Source organism: Mycolicibacterium holsaticum DSM 44478 = JCM 12374 (assembly GCF_019645835.1).
In the GTDB taxonomy this organism is placed as follows: Bacteria; Actinomycetota; Actinomycetes; order Mycobacteriales; family Mycobacteriaceae; genus Mycobacterium; species Mycobacterium holsaticum.
Genome location: NZ_CP080998.1, coordinates 5372199 through 5385246, shown reverse-complemented (window position 1 = coordinate 5385246; position 13048 = coordinate 5372199). Strand labels below are relative to the sequence as shown.

Below are 13048 nucleotides of genomic sequence, written 5' to 3'. Positions count from 1 at the left end.
TAGCCACCGTGGGAACATGACCGATCGCCCCGTACTGCAACCGACCGCGACGCATCCGATCACGATCGAGCCGACCGGCAAGCACGTCACCGTGCGGGTCAACGGTGAACTCGTCGCCGACACCCAGGACGCGGTGACGCTGCAGGAGTCGACGTATCCGCCCGTGCAGTACATCCCGCAGGGTGACGTCGTCGCCGAGCGGCTCGTGCCCAGCGACACCGAGACGTACTGCCCGTACAAGGGCGAGGCCAGCTACTACCACGTCGTCACCGAAGCCGGCGACACCGTCGACGACGCGATCTGGACCTACCGCGAGCCCTATCCCGCGGTCGCGCGCATCGCCGGCCACGTCGCGTTCTATCCCGACAAGGCCGACGTCACCATCGCCTAACCTGAAGCGGTGCACAGCTCGGTCAGCGTCGTGCGCCGGGTTGTCTTCGACGGGCCGGTGAGCCCCGGGTTCACGTTGTCTCCGCTGCGCCGTGGCCGCGGCGACCCGTGCCATCACGACGCGCCCGACGGCGCGATCTGGCGCACCAGCCTGATGCGCAGCGGGCCGGTCACCGCCCGCCTCACCAAGTCCGCGCCCGACACCGTCTACTGCGAGGCATGGGGAAGCGGCGCAACGGAATTCAGTGAAGCGCTGCCAGCCCTGCTCGGAAGCCACGATGACAGTTCGGATTTCGCGCCCGAGGAACCGACCATCGCCGCGGCGCACCGGCGGGTGCCGCACCTGCGGCTGGGCCGCACCGACCGGGTGCTGGAAGCGCTGATCCCCGCAGTGCTCGAGCAGCGGGTGTACGGCAAGGACGCCCGACGGTCATGGCGTGCGCTGGTCACCAAATACGGTTCGCCCGCACCGGGTCCCGCGCCCGCCCACCTGCGGGTGCCCCCGTCGGCCGAGGTGTGGCGGCGCATCCCGTCGTGGGAGTTCCACAAGGCCAACGTCGATCCGCGCCGGGCCCGCACAGTCGTGGGCTGCGCCGAGCGGGCGGACTCGCTGGAGCGGTTGGGTACCCAGCCCGTCGAGCAGGCGCGCGCGGCGCTGATGTCGCTTCCGGGCGTCGGGGAGTGGACCGCCGCCGAGACCGCCCAGCGGGCGTTCGGTGACGCCGACGCGTTGTCGGTCGGGGACTTCCACCTCGCGAAGATGATCGGCTGGAGCCTGCTCGGGCATCCGATCGACGACCCGGCCATGGTCGAACTTCTCGCCCCGCTGCGGCCTCACCGGCACCGCGCCGTTCGGCTGCTGGAAGTCAGCGGGATGGCGGTCCTTCCGCGGTTCGGCCCGCGCCAGGCGATACCGCGGCTTCGTGCGATCTAGCCGACACCTCGCATACCTGCCACGCCGCGTGGGTATCCGGCGTTCTACACGACGACTTTCGAAGGAGCTTTCGATGCCGAGGAGCGACTACACGATTCCGGGCCTGTCCGAGCGCGACGGCGACAAAGTGGCCGACCTCCTGCAAAAGCAGCTGAGCACCTACAACGACCTGCACTTGACGCTCAAACACGTGCATTGGAACGTCGTGGGACCCAACTTCATCGGCGTGCACGAAATGATCGACCCACAGGTCGAACTCGTGCGCGGCTATGCAGACCAAGCGGCCGAGCGCATTGCGGCGCTGGGAAAGTCGCCGCTGGGCACCCCCGGTGCGATCATCAAGGACCGCACCTGGGACGACTACTCGGTGGCGCGCGACACCGCGCAGGCGCACCTGGCGGCCCTGGACCTCGTCTACACCGGGGTCATCGAAGACACCCGCAAGTGCATCGCCACGCTGGAGGACCTGGACCTGGTGTCCCAGGACATGCTCATCGACCACGCAGGCGAGCTGGAGAAGTTCCAGTGGTTCATCCGGGCGCATCTGGAGAACTCGGGCGGTCAGCTGGCCAACCGCGGGGCGCGCACCGAGAAGGGCGCTGCCAGCAGCGCCAAAAAGAAGTAACCAAGCCGACAAGTTGGCGACCGGGGTCCCCATTCCCCCAAACCCCGGTCGCCAACCGTCTTGAGCGGCTATCGGCCACCGCGGTGCTGGCAATCCCCCAATCAGCCAGCTGATGTACGTCGTAGCAACATACTAAACATGAATAGACCAAGATCAATAGGTGCTACCGGGAACTAATTTCCCATCAGCTTGTGTAGGCAACATGATGCCTCCGCAAACTCAAAGGGCAACATCAGCAACCTCGACGAGGTGTCATTCGGAGCCGCGCTGCGCGGCTGCGGCCTCCCGGTCGAGGCGTTGCGCCTGATAGATCGACACGTCGGTACGCAGAATCAGCAAGTAAGCGATGCCCACGGCGACCATCGCGCACGGGATCACCGAGAAGGAACCGGTCATCTCGGCGACCATGATCATCACCGCCAAGGGAGCGTGCGCGACGCTGCCGAAGCAGGCCATCATGGCGACGACGACGAACACCGCGGGGCTGTCCGGAATGCCCGGAGCGCCCAGGTCGTGGGCCAGCCGCCAGATCGCCGCGCCGACGAACGCGCCGACGACGACGCCGGGCCCGAAGATGCCCCCCGAGCCCCCGGTGCCGATCGACAGCGACGTCGCGACGATCTTGGCCAGCGGCAACAGCAGCACGATCCACAGCGGGATGGCCATCAGCGTGTCAAGGGACCCGGCCTTCTGCGCCCAGCCGTATCCGCTGGACAGGATCTGCGGGAGCAACAGGGCCAGCAGACCGACCGCCAGGCCACCGAGCGCCGGTTTGATCACCTTGTTGCCGGGCAGCCTGGCCGTCAGCGCGACGGTCCCGTAGAACAGCCGGGCATACAGGTATCCGAAGAACGCCGCGACCACGCCGATCACCAGAAACCAGGTGAGATCCAGCGGATGGTCGAACCGGAAATCGGCGGCCATGAACCCGAACAGCGGATCGAACCCGAGGATCGAACCCAGTACGGCGTAAGCCGTTGCCGACGTGATGAAGCCCGGGATCAGCGCTTTGTAGTCGAAGTCCTCGCGGTAGATGATGGACGCGGCCAGCACCGCCCCACCCAGCGGCGCACCGAAGATCGCCCCGATGCCCGACCCGATCCCCAGCGACACCGCGATACGCCCGTCCGCATCGGGCAGGTTCAGCCACCGGGTGAGCAACGAACCGAAGCCCGCCGAGATCTGCGCTGCGGGGCCCTCGCGGCCGCCGGACCCGCCCGACCCGATGGTCAGCGCGCTGGCGATGGTCTTGACCACGATCGCCCGGCCGCGGATCGCGCGCGGATCGGTGTGCACCGCCTCGATCGCGCTGTCGGTGCCGTGCCCCTCGGCCTCGGGCGCGAACTTCGCCACCAGCCACGCCGACACCAGCGCGCCGCCGAAGGCCACCAGCGGAATCGCCCACGGCCGATCGAATCCCGGTGAGCCGGCGTCGCCGCCGTCGCCGATCGGCTTGGGGATGTCGTATCCGGCGAGGTAACCCAGCAGGAAGCGGCCGGCGTAGTCGAGGGCCAGGTAGAACGTCACCGCACCGAGTCCGGCGATGATGCCGATCGCGATTCCCAGGATCAGCCACTTGCGCAGATACCCCGAGCGCCGGATGAATCCGCCTAGTCCACCGCCGGTTTCGGGGGGAGCAGGCATGGTGCGGATGCTAGTGCACCGGCGGCGCCGACCCGGCGGCTTTTCAGCGGTAGGCCGTGACGCGGGCGATGATCGCCGGCAGGCCGTCGGCGCCCACCGCCTGCGCCTCGGCGATACCGGTCCGGCGTCCGACGCGCAAAGCCGTTCCGACATAACGAGATTCGGGACCACTTTGGAACTCGCGCATGAAGTTCACCCGCAGCGACGCGGTGCGCAACGGTTCGTCGGTGCGGCCTGCGTTGATCGCGGCCGCGGCCACCATCTCCAGCGCCATCGCCGAAACACCGCCGTGCACGATGCCGAGGCTGTTGTCGAGAACCGGGTCCTTTGCCTGCAGCAGCACCTGTGCCGCGCCGCCCGCTTCGGCGACGGTGACGGCCATCCGCTCGGCCAACGAGACGGGCGGAGGCGGCCCGGTCGGCCCGTCGGGAAACTTCGCGACCCGGCCCGGGGCGCTGATGAAGAACGAGCGCACGGTGGCGGTGGCCAGGACGACGTCGCGGTGGGTGAACTCGCACAGCCCCAACGCCACCTCGCCCTTGGGTCCGCACGGGACGGCGGTCGCGACCACCGGCACGTCGGGAGCCGTTGCGATGACCTCCACCGCGTCGGGCCGCAACTCCAGGGACAACTCGCTGGTCACGGTCCATTCGTCGGCGTCGCGACGGTGATGGTTGACCAGGCCACCGGCGTGATCCACCAGCATCGCCAGCGGCGCGATCGTCGGTGCGCCGGTCAGCGGGTTGACCTCCCCGCCCGCGGGAATCGAGGCCACGCAGCGGTGCGGTCCGTCTTCGGACGTCACCACGCCGAACCGGCCCAACGGGGTGCACAGCGGATACGCCATAGGGACCGAGCCTGACCGTCATCGGATGGCTTCATACCCCCTAGGGGTATATAGTGGCGCCATGACCGCACACGACACGCACGCCGGACACCGCGCGTCGACCGGTCAGCACGGCCACGACGGCCACGACGGCCACGGTGGGCACGGGGATCACGTCGCGCAATTTCGGCGGCTGTTCTGGATCATGGCCGTGCTCGCAATCCCGACGGCCGGGCTGTCGGGGATGTTCGCGATGATCCTGGGCTACTCCGTGCCCGACGTTGCGGGTGTGCAATGGGTCTCGCCGGTGCTGGGCACGGTGATGTACCTGTGGGGCGGCCGGCCGTTCCTCACCGGAGCGGTCAGTGAAATCCGTTCCCGCGCACCGGGAATGATGCTTCTGATCGGCTTGGCGCTCACCGTGGCGTTCCTGTCGTCGTGGGGTGCGAGCCTGGGCCTGCTGCACCATCAGCTCGACTTCTGGTGGGAGCTGGCGCTGCTGGTCGTCATCATGCTGCTCGGCCACTGGATCGAGATGCGCTCGCTGGCGCAAACCACCTCCGCGCTCGACTCGCTGGCCGCCCTGCTACCCGACGAGGCCGAACGCGTGGCGGGCGATGACGGGGTCGAGGTCGTTTCGCCCGCCGACCTGCGCGCAGGCGATCTCGTGATCGTGCGACCAGGGGGCAGCGTGCCCGCCGACGGCGAGATCACCGACGGCGCCGCAGACGTCGACGAATCAATGGTCACCGGCGAATCGCGACCGGTGCGCCGCGGCGTCGGCGATCACGTGGTCGCCGGCACCGTCGCCACCGACTCGGGGTTACGCGTCAAGGTGACCGCCGTCGGCGACGACACCGCGCTCGCGGGCATCCAGCGGTTGGTGACCGAAGCGCAGAACTCGTCGTCACGCGCGCAGCGGATCGCCGACGTCGCGGCGGGCTGGCTGTTCTGGTTCGCGCTGGGGGCGGCCGCGATCACGGCGGTGGTCTGGGGCTTTGTCGGAGCACCCGAACAAGCGGTGATCCGGACCATCACGGTGCTGGTGATCGCCTGCCCGCACGCCCTGGGGCTGGCCATCCCGCTGGTCGTGTCCATCGCGACCGAACGCGCCGCGCGGGGCGGAGTGCTGCTCAAAGACAGGCTCGCGCTGGAGAGCATGCGCACGGTCGGCGCGGTGCTGTTCGACAAGACAGGCACGCTGACCAAGGGCGAGCCGACGGTGACCGCCGTGGCATCGACGACCGGGCATTCCGATGACGAGGTGGTGGCGCTGGCCGCCGCGGCTGAGGCCGATTCCGAGCATCCGCTGGCCAGGGCGATCGTGGCGGCCGCGCGTCGCCGCGAGCTGACCGTGCCTGCCTGGTCGGACTTCACCTCGTCACCGGCCGTCGGCGTCAGCGCGACGGTAGACGGCAGGACCGTCCAGGTCGGCGGGCCCCGGTTGCTCTCCGAAGCAGGACAACGTGAGCTGCCCGAAACCCAGCGGTGGCGCGCGCAGGGCGCGACCATCCTGCACGTGCTCGTCGACGGGGCCGCGGTGGGCGCGCTGGCGCTGGCCGACGAGATCCGCGCGGAGTCGCAGCAGGCCGTGGATGCCCTGCACCGGCTGGGTATCGAGGTGATGATGATCACCGGTGACGCGCAGGCGGTCGCCGACTCGGTGGCTGCCGAACTGGGAATCGACCGGGTCTTTGCAGGTGTGCGGCCCGAGGACAAGGCCGCCAAGGTGGCGTCGCTGCAATCGGAGGGGCTCAAGGTCGCGATGGTCGGCGACGGCGTCAACGACGCACCTGCGCTGGCACAGGCCGACATCGGTATCGCGATCGGGGCGGGTACCGACGTGGCGATCGCATCGGCAGGCGTCGTCCTGGCCAGTTCCGATCCACGGTCGGTACTTTCGGTGTTCGAGCTGTCCAAGGCGGCGTACCGCAAGATGAAGCAAAACCTTTGGTGGGCAGCGGGATACAACCTGATCGCGGTGCCACTGGCGGCCGGTGTGCTGGCACCGGTCGGCTTCGTGATGCCGATGTCGGTCGGGGCGCTGCTGATGTCGGCCTCGACGGTGGTGGTGGCGGCCAACGCGCAACTTCTGCGAAGGCTGGATTTGTCGCCCGAAGCGAGCGTCCGAGCCGTTCTTTAAGAATCTGACTAGGCTTTGTGCAAAGCCACTGTGATGAAGTTCACGCAGCTCGGATGGGCGTACCAAGTATCACAGCAAATAGCAGGGTCGGCGAAAAGTTAGGGTTATCTAGTCTCACGGCACCGGCTCCATTCCGGTTTGATCGCCAAATCCGAAGAGCCGCAACAGTATTCGGAACTGTCGCCGGCGCGAACCGACGGCCGACCCGGCGCGCGGCCAGCGCTTAGTTAGGGTCCACTAAGTTGGCATGTCAGGCATGGTTTGTCATATCGTTTTCTTCACTAAAGCGAGTTGGGTTTGGACCGTCGTTCGGTGCAGCACGAAGGCGCCCCCTCGCAGGCCGGCCGCAACGCCGCTGTACGGCCGCCGTGAAAACAGTTTCAAGGCGTGCGGATAAAAGGGTAGGTGGGAATGACGCCCCGGATTCAAGGGCTCTACAACCCCGCGTTCGAACACGACGCGTGCGGCGTGGCCATGGTGGCCGACATGCACGGTCGGCGCAGTCGCGACATCGTCGACAAGGCCATCACGGCGCTGCTGAACCTGGAGCACCGCGGTGCCCAGGGCGCCGAGCCGCAGACCGGCGACGGGGCGGGCATCTTGCTGCAGGTGCCCGACGAGTTCTTGCGGGCAGTTGTCGATTTCGAACTGCCCGAGGCCGGCAGCTACGCGACCGGCATCGCGTTCCTGCCGCAGTCTTCCAAGGACGCCGCGACGGCGTCTGAGGCCGTCGAGAAGATCGCCGAGGCCGAAGGGCTTCAGGTGCTGGGCTGGCGGGAGGTGCCCACCGACGAGTCCTCACTGGGTGCGCTGGCCCGTGATGCGATGCCGAGCTTCCGGCAGGTGTTTCTTGGCGGCGCCTCGGGCATGGACCTGGAGCGTCGCGCCTACGTGGTGCGCAAGCGCGCCGAGCACGAGCTCGGCACCAGGGGTCCCGGCCAGGACGGGCCGGGCCGCGAAACCGTCTATTTCCCAAGCCTTTCCGGTCAGACCCTGGTCTACAAGGGGATGTTGACCACGCCGCAGCTCAAGGCGTTCTACCTCGACCTGCAGGACGATCGGCTCACCAGCGCGCTGGGTATCGTGCACTCCCGGTTCTCCACCAACACGTTCCCGTCGTGGCCCTTGGCGCACCCGTTCCGGCGCATCGCCCACAACGGGGAGATCAACACCGTCACCGGCAACGAGAACTGGATGCGCGCCCGCGAGGCGCTGATCCGCACCGATCTGTTCGGGTCCGATTCGGACCTGGAGAAGATCACCCCGGTCTGCACCCCCGGCGCATCGGACACCGCGCGGTTCGACGAGGTGCTCGAGTTGTTGCACCTCGGTGGCCGCAGCCTGCCGCACGCGGTGCTGATGATGATCCCCGAGGCGTGGGAGCGCCACGAGTCGATGGACCCCGCCCGCCGCGCGTTTTATGAGTTCCACGACTCGCTGATGGAGCCGTGGGACGGCCCGGCGTCGGTGTGTTTCACCGACGGCACCGTGATCGGCGCCGTGCTGGACCGCAACGGCCTTCGGCCATCCCGGATCTGGGTGACCGAGGATGGTCTGGTCGTGATGGCCTCCGAAGCCGGTGTGCTCAACCTCGACCCGGCCACGGTGGTGCGCAAGATGCGGCTGCAGCCGGGCCGGATGTTCCTGGTGGACACCGCCCAGGGCCGCATCGTTGACGACGAGGAGATCAAGGCCGAACTCGCCGCCGAGCATCCCTACCAGGAGTGGCTGGATGCCGGCCTGTTCCGCCTCGACGACCTGCCGCAGGGTGACTACGTGCGCATGCCGCACCACCGCGTGGTGTTGCGGCAGCAGGCGTTCGGCTACACCTACGAGGAGCTCAACCTGCTCGTCGCGCCGATGGCCCGCACCGGCGCCGAGCCGATCGGCTCGATGGGCACCGACACGCCGATCGCGGTCCTCTCGGCGCGCCCGCGGATGCTGTTCGACTACTTCCAGCAGATGTTCGCCCAGGTGACGAACCCACCGCTGGACGCGATCCGCGAGGAGGTGGTGACCAGCCTGCAGGGCGCCATGGGACCGGAGGGCGATCTGCTCAACCCCGGACCCGAGTCGTGTCGCCAGATCGTGCTCTCACAGCCGATCATCCGCAACCACGAGCTGGCCAAGCTGGTCAACCTCGACCCCGACCAGGAGATCGACGGTCGCCGACACGGCCTGTCCACCGCGTTGGTGCGATGTTTGTACCCGGTGAACCGGGGTGGGCAGGGCCTCAAGGAAGCGCTGGACAACGTCCGCGCCAAGGTGTCAGCGGCCATCCGGGACGGTGCGCGCATCATCGTGCTGTCCGACCGCGAGTCCAACGAGCAGATGGCGCCGATTCCGTCGCTGCTGGCCGTCGCCGCCGTACACCACCACCTGGTGCGTGACCGCACCCGCACCCAGGTCGGCTTGGTGGTCGAGACCGGTGACGCGCGCGAGGTCCATCACATGGCCTGCCTGGTCGGCTTCGGCGCCGCCGCGATCAACCCGTACATGGCGTTCGAGTCGATCGAAGACATGATCGACCGCGGTGCGCTGAACGGGCTGGACCGCGACAAGGCGCTGGCCAACTACGTCAAGGCCGCGGGCAAGGGCGTGCTGAAGGTGATGTCCAAGATGGGCATCTCGACGCTGGCCTCCTACACCGGTGCGCAGCTGTTCCAGGCCATCGGCATCAGCCAGCAGGTGCTCGACGAGTACTTCACCGGGCTGACGTGTCCGATCGGTGGCATCGGCCTCGACGACATCGCCGAGGACGTCGCCGCCCGCCACCGGCTGGCCTACCTGGACCAGCCCACCGAATGGGCGCACCGCGAACTCGAGGTCGGCGGCGAGTACCAGTGGCGGCGCGAGGGCGAGTACCACCTGTTCAACCCCGACACGGTGTTCAAGCTGCAGCACTCCACGCGCACCGGCCAGTACTCGATCTTCAAGGAGTACACCAAGCTGGTCGACGACCAGAGCGAGCGGATGGCCTCGCTGCGCGGGCTGATCAAGTTCAAAGACTCCAAAGATACCGGGCGTGCGGCCATTTCCCTCGACGAGGTGGAGCCGGCCAGCGAGATCGTCAAGCGCTTCTCGACCGGTGCGATGAGCTACGGGTCGATCTCCGCCGAAGCGCACGAAACCCTCGCGATCGCGATGAACCGCCTTGGCGGCCGGTCGAACTCAGGTGAGGGCGGCGAGCACGTCGGCCGGTTCGACCCCGACGAGAACGGTGACTGGCGGCGCAGCGCGATCAAGCAGGTAGCCTCCGGCCGGTTCGGCGTCACCAGCCACTACCTGACCAACTGCACCGACATCCAGATCAAGATGGCCCAGGGCGCCAAACCCGGTGAGGGCGGCCAGCTTCCGGGCAACAAGGTGTATCCGTGGGTGGCCGAGGTGCGGCACTCCACCCCGGGCGTGGGGCTGATTTCACCGCCGCCACACCACGACATCTACTCGATCGAGGATCTGGCACAGTTGATCCACGACCTCAAGAACGCCAACCCGCAGGCCCGCGTGCACGTCAAACTGGTCAGCGAGGCCGGTGTCGGCACGGTCGCCGCGGGTGTCTCGAAGGCGCACGCCGACGTGGTGCTGATCTCCGGGCACGACGGCGGCACCGGCGCGACACCGCTGACGTCGATGAAGCACGCGGGTGCGCCGTGGGAGCTCGGTCTGGCCGAGACGCAGCAGACGTTGCTGCTCAACGGTCTTCGCGACCGCATCGTGGTCCAGGTCGATGGCCAACTCAAGACCGGCCGCGACGTGGTGGTCGCCGCACTGCTGGGCGCCGAGGAGTTCGGCTTCGCCACCGCACCGTTGGTGGTGTCGGGGTGCATCATGATGCGGGTGTGTCACCTCGACACCTGCCCGGTCGGGGTGGCGACGCAGAACCCCCTGCTGCGCCAGCGCTTCACCGGCAAGCCCGAGTTCGTCGAGAACTTCTTCCTGTTCATCGCCGAGGAAGTGCGCGAGTTGATGGCGCAACTGGGCTTCCGCACCGTCAACGAGATGGTCGGCCAGGTGGAGGCGCTGGACACCACGAAGGCCGCCGAGCACTGGAAGGCCCACAAGCTCGACCTGGACCCGGTGCTTCACCAGCCCGAGTCGGCGTTCATGAACCAGGACCTGTACTGCAGCTCACGTCAGGACCACGGCCTGGACAAGGCGCTGGACCAGCAGCTGATCGTGATGTGCCGGGAGGCCTTAGATGCCGGTTCACCCGTTCGTTTTTCTACTACGATCGCCAACGTCAACCGCACGGTCGGCACCATGCTCGGCCACGAGGTGACCAAAGCCTATGGCGGGCAGGGGCTTCCCGACGGCACCATCGACATCACGTTCGACGGGTCGGCGGGCAACAGCTTCGGTGCGTTCCTGCCGCAAGGCATCACGCTGCGGGTGTACGGCGACGCCAACGACTATGTCGGCAAGGGCCTTTCGGGCGGCCGGATCGTCGTGCGGCCATCCGATGACGCGCCCGCCGACTACGTCGCCGAAGACAACATCATCGCGGGCAACGTGATCCTGTTCGGCGCCACCACCGGGCAGGCGTTTCTGCGCGGGCAGGTGGGGGAGCGGTTCGCGGTGCGTAACTCTGGCGCCCACGCGGTCGTCGAAGGCGTCGGTGACCATGGCTGCGAGTACATGACCGGCGGCAAGATCGCCATCCTCGGCCCGACCGGCCGCAACTTCGCGGCGGGTATGTCCGGTGGCATCGCCTACGTCTACGACCCCGACGGCAGGCTGCCGCAGAATCTCAACGCCGAGATGGTGGAACTCGAGGACCTCGACGACGAGGATCTGGCCTGGCTGCAGGACATGATCGGCGCGCATGTGGACGCAACCGATTCCGCTGTCGGGCAACGAATTCTCGACGACTGGAGCACTAACGTGAAGCACTTCACCAAAGTGATGCCCCGTGATTACCGGCGGGTGCTGGAAGCCATCGCCGACGCCGAACGGACCGGCGCTGACGAGAACGGAATTTCCGAAGCGATCATGGCGGCCGCAGGTGGCTGATCCGCGCGGCTTCCTCAAGTACACCCATCGCGAGACCCCGCCGCGACGGCCGGTCCCGCTGCGCCTGCAAGACTGGAAAGAGGTCTACGAAGACTTCCCCGAAGACACGCTGCGTAAGCAGGCGGCGCGCTGCATGGACTGCGGTATCCCGTTCTGCCACAACGGCTGTCCGCTGGGCAACCTGATCCCCGAGTGGAACGACCTGGTCCGCACCGGCCGCTGGCACGACGCCTACGAGCGGCTGCACGCCACCAACAACTTCCCGGAGTTCACCGGGCGGCTGTGCCCAGCGCCGTGCGAAGGCTCGTGCGTGCTTGGCATCAACCAGGATCCGGTGACCATCAAACAGGTCGAGGTCGAGATCATCGACAGGGCCTTCGAAGAGGGCTGGGTGGTGCCGCTGCCGCCGGTGGTGCGCACCGGCAAGTCCGTCGCCGTCGTCGGCTCCGGCCCGGCCGGTCTGGCCGCCGCCCAGCAGCTCACCCGGGCCGGGCACACCGTGACGGTGTTCGAGCGCGACGACCGCATCGGCGGCCTGCTGCGCTACGGCATCCCCGAATTCAAGATGGAAAAGCGCCACATCGACCGTCGTCTCGAGCAGATGACCGTCGAAGGCACCCAGTTCCGCACCGGCGTCAACGTCGGGGTGGACATCACCGCCCAGCAGCTGCGCAAGGACTTCGACGCGGTCGTACTGGCCGGCGGCGCCACGGTATGGCGGGACCTGCCGATCACCGGCCGTGACCTCGACGGCATCCACCAGGCGATGGAGTACCTGCCGTGGGCCAACCGCGTGCAGCACGGCGACCCCGTGACGGGTCCGGACGGGGAGCCGCCGATCACCGCGAAGGGCAAGAAGGTCGTCATCATCGGCGGCGGTGACACCGGCGCCGACTGCCTGGGCACCGCGCACCGGCAAGGGGCGGCCAGCGTGCACCAGTTCGAGATCATGCCCCGGCCGCCGGACACCCGCGCCGAGTCCACCCCGTGGCCGGTCTACCCGCTGATGTTCCGGGTGTCGTCGGCGCACGAGGAGGGCGGCGAGCGGGTGTACTCGGTCAACACCGAGGAGTTCGTCGGCAGCGACGGCCGGGTGACCGGGCTGCGCGGCCACGAGGTCCGCAACGAGGGCGGCAAGTTCGTCAAGATCGACGGTTCGGAGTTCACGCTGGACGCCGACCTGGTGCTGCTGGCCATGGGCTTCCTCGGGCCGCAGCGCGACGGGCTGCTCAACGACCTGAGCGTGGAGATCACCGACCGCGGAAACGTCGCGCGCGACGCCAACTACGCCACCTCGGTGCCCGGGGTGTTCGTGGCCGGCGACATGGGTCGCGGCCAGTCGTTGATCGTCTGGGCGATCGCCGAGGGCCGCGCCGCCGCGGCCGGGGTCGACCGCTACCTGATGGGGCAGACCGCCCTGCCGGAGCCGATCAAGCCGACCGCCGTTCCGCAGCGCTAGCGGTACAGCCGGCG

8 protein-coding genes are annotated in these 13048 nt (G+C 67.9%); 6 read left to right on the top strand and 2 right to left on the bottom strand.

Features of this window, described 5'->3' with window-relative positions:
* Positions 1 to 16 precede the first annotated feature (16 nt).
* The 3 genes from K3U96_RS25670 (at position 17) to K3U96_RS25660 (ending at position 1949) form a co-directional block, all read left to right on the top strand.
* On the top strand, positions 17 to 391 hold the full coding sequence (locus tag K3U96_RS25670; RefSeq protein WP_220691527.1) for a DUF427 domain-containing protein: 375 nt from the start codon (positions 17 to 19) through the stop codon (positions 389 to 391).
* 9 nt (positions 392 to 400) lie between these two features.
* A complete protein-coding gene (locus K3U96_RS25665; protein ID WP_220691526.1) occupies positions 401 to 1324 on the top strand; it encodes a DNA-3-methyladenine glycosylase family protein in 924 nt (307 codons plus the stop codon).
* A gap of 73 nt (positions 1325 to 1397) precedes the next feature.
* On the top strand, positions 1398 to 1949 hold the full coding sequence (locus K3U96_RS25660; protein ID WP_220691525.1) for a Dps family protein: 552 nt from the start codon (positions 1398 to 1400) through the stop codon (positions 1947 to 1949).
* 252 nt (positions 1950 to 2201) lie between these two features.
* Here K3U96_RS25660 and K3U96_RS25655 read toward each other — a convergent pair whose 3' ends face one another.
* A complete protein-coding gene (locus K3U96_RS25655) occupies positions 2202 to 3593 on the bottom strand; it encodes a chloride channel protein (protein WP_220691524.1) in 1392 nt (463 codons plus the stop codon).
* Positions 3594 to 3636: 43 nt separating this feature from the next.
* Positions 3637 to 4440 carry a PaaI family thioesterase gene (locus K3U96_RS25650; protein ID WP_220691523.1) on the bottom strand — a complete coding sequence of 268 codons (804 nt, stop codon included), beginning with the start codon at positions 4438 to 4440 and terminating at the stop codon, positions 3637 to 3639.
* 61 nt (positions 4441 to 4501) lie between these two features.
* Here K3U96_RS25650 and K3U96_RS25645 point away from each other — a divergent pair, with 61 nt between their 5' ends.
* The 3 genes from K3U96_RS25645 (at position 4502) to K3U96_RS25635 (ending at position 13034) form a co-directional block, all read left to right on the top strand.
* Positions 4502 to 6562 (top strand): heavy metal translocating P-type ATPase, encoded by a 2061-nt coding sequence (locus tag K3U96_RS25645; protein WP_220691522.1) that lies wholly within the window; start codon positions 4502 to 4504, stop codon positions 6560 to 6562.
* Between the two features lie 411 nt (positions 6563 to 6973).
* A complete protein-coding gene (gltB, locus tag K3U96_RS25640) occupies positions 6974 to 11575 on the top strand; it encodes a glutamate synthase large subunit (RefSeq protein WP_220691521.1) in 4602 nt (1533 codons plus the stop codon).
* Positions 11568 to 13034, top strand: coding sequence for a glutamate synthase subunit beta (locus K3U96_RS25635; protein ID WP_220691520.1), 1467 nt, complete (start codon positions 11568 to 11570; stop codon positions 13032 to 13034). Before gltB ends, K3U96_RS25635 begins: the two co-directional genes overlap by 8 nt.
* The last annotated feature ends 14 nt before the right edge of the window (positions 13035 to 13048 follow it).

Bases quoted from the DNA above. Each gene is read 5' to 3' on its own strand.
- K3U96_RS25670 (WP_220691527.1), top strand. From the start codon at position 17: ATGACCGATCGCCCCGTACTGCAACCGACCGCGACGCATCCGATCACG.
- K3U96_RS25660 (WP_220691525.1), top strand. From the start codon at position 1,398: ATGCCGAGGAGCGACTACACGATTCCGGGCCTGTCCGAGCGCGACGGC.
- K3U96_RS25655 (WP_220691524.1), bottom strand. From the start codon at position 3,593: ATGCCTGCTCCCCCCGAAACCGGCGGTGGACTAGGCGGATTCATCCGG.
- K3U96_RS25650 (WP_220691523.1), bottom strand. From the start codon at position 4,440: ATGGCGTATCCGCTGTGCACCCCGTTGGGCCGGTTCGGCGTGGTGACG.
- K3U96_RS25645 (WP_220691522.1), top strand. From the start codon at position 4,502: ATGACCGCACACGACACGCACGCCGGACACCGCGCGTCGACCGGTCAG.
- gltB (WP_220691521.1), top strand. From the start codon at position 6,974: ATGACGCCCCGGATTCAAGGGCTCTACAACCCCGCGTTCGAACACGAC.